Source organism: Curtobacterium sp. MCBA15_013 (assembly GCF_001865095.1).
Taxonomy (GTDB): Bacteria; Actinomycetota; Actinomycetes; order Actinomycetales; family Microbacteriaceae; genus Curtobacterium.
This window is the reverse complement of sequence record NZ_MJGQ01000054.1, coordinates 1-1388: the sequence shown is the minus strand read 5'-3', so window position 1 is coordinate 1388 and position 1388 is coordinate 1. Positions and strand designations below refer to the sequence as shown.

General features: G+C 70.7%; 2 protein-coding genes. One reads left to right on the top strand and one right to left on the bottom strand.

What is annotated here, in order from left to right; genetic code table 11:
* Positions 1-115: 115 nt before the first annotated feature.
* Positions 116-682, bottom strand: a complete 567-nt coding sequence (locus BIV01_RS16855) for a TetR/AcrR family transcriptional regulator (protein WP_071296392.1) — start codon at positions 680-682, stop codon at positions 116-118.
* 197 nt (positions 683-879) lie between these two features.
* On the opposite strand from BIV01_RS16855, the gene BIV01_RS16850 reads away from it, so the two are divergent.
* The coding region (locus tag BIV01_RS16850) for an MFS transporter (protein ID WP_217642568.1) at positions 880-1388 on the top strand (509 nt) is incomplete at its 3' end.

Genomic DNA, 1388 nt, shown 5'->3' with positions numbered 1-1388 from the left:
GGTTGTTCGGGATCCGGGCATCGGCGGCGAGGGTCCAGAGGATCCGCTCGTCGACCTCGTCGAGGCGCGGCGCGGGATCGGGGCGACGGACGTGGCGATCGGACACGGCTCGACGCTACCGCGGCCCGGCGAGGAGCTGCCGCAGGACCCCGGTGAGCGCGTCCGAGACCGCCTGGTGGTCGGCCGACGCGAGCGGCTCCACCTTCGTGGACGTCCGGAGCATGGTCATGCCGAGCACCACCGCCAGGGCGATCTCGGCGCGGAGGAGCAGGTCGTCGGTGACCTCGTCGTGGACGGCCCCGGCGAGTCGTTCGGCGTAGCGGCGCAGTGTCTCGCGGCGGATGGCGTCCGCGCCGTCGTCTCCCGAGGAGCGCAGCAGCAGCATGAGCTGGAGCGAGTCGTCGTCGGTCGGGGACCGGACGGCGTGCTCGATCATGCCGGCGAGGGACCGCTCGAGGTCCGGCACGGGCCGCTCCTCGGCGCCGAGGTCGCGGGCGACGCGGTCGAGACACTCCCGGAAGAGCCCCTCCTTCGACACGAAGTACCGGTTGATCAGGGCGACGTTCACGCCGGCGTCCGCGGCGATGTCGCGCACGGTGGTGGCCCGGTAGCCGTCGAAGGCGAACCGACGTCGCGCGGCCTGCACGAGGAGTCGGCGGGTTGCCTCGGCGTCCTTGCTCATGCTCCGAGCGTAGCGGTTCGGGGACGGATGTAAGCAAGTGTTGACATCAGCCCGGAACCGCGTACCCTCGTCAAGTCAGCAACTGTTTACATCCGAGCGTACGGAGCACGATGACCGAGACCATGGAGACCCCGCGGACCGGGTCCCACCCCACCACCGGTGCGCGCCGGCCGAACAGCACGGCGATCATCGTCTAGCTGTCGCTCGGCGGCCTGTCCTTCGCCGTCCTGCAGTCGCTCGTCGCACCGGCGCTGTCGACCATCGGACACGACCTCGGCGCCTCCACGAGTGCGACGAGCTGGGTGCTCACGGCGTACCTGCTGTCGGCATCGGTGCTCACGCCGATCCTCGGCCGGCTCGGGGACATGGTCGGCAAGCGCAAGGTGCTCATCGTCGTCCTGCCGATCCTCCTCGTCGGCGCCGTCCTCGCCGCCCTCGCGCCGAACCTCGGCACGCTGATCGTCGGTCGCGCGCTCCAGGGTGCCGCCGGTGCCGTGATGCCGCTGTCGATCGGCATCGTCCGCGACGAACTCCCGAAGGAGAAGGTCAGCGTCACGATCGGCCTGCTGTCGGCGATCTTCGGCATCGGCGCGGGCGTCGGGATCGTCGCCGCGGGCCCGATCGTCGAACACCTCTCGTGGCACTGGCTGTTCTGGCTCCCCGCCGTGCTCGTCGTCATCGCTCTGCTCGGCGCGGTCTTCGGCAT

What these genes read in the sequence shown, in the direction of transcription:
- BIV01_RS16855 (WP_071296392.1), bottom strand. Translation starts at nt 682, where the DNA reads ATGAGCAAGGACGCCGAGGCAACCCGCCGACTCCTCGTGCAGGCCGCG.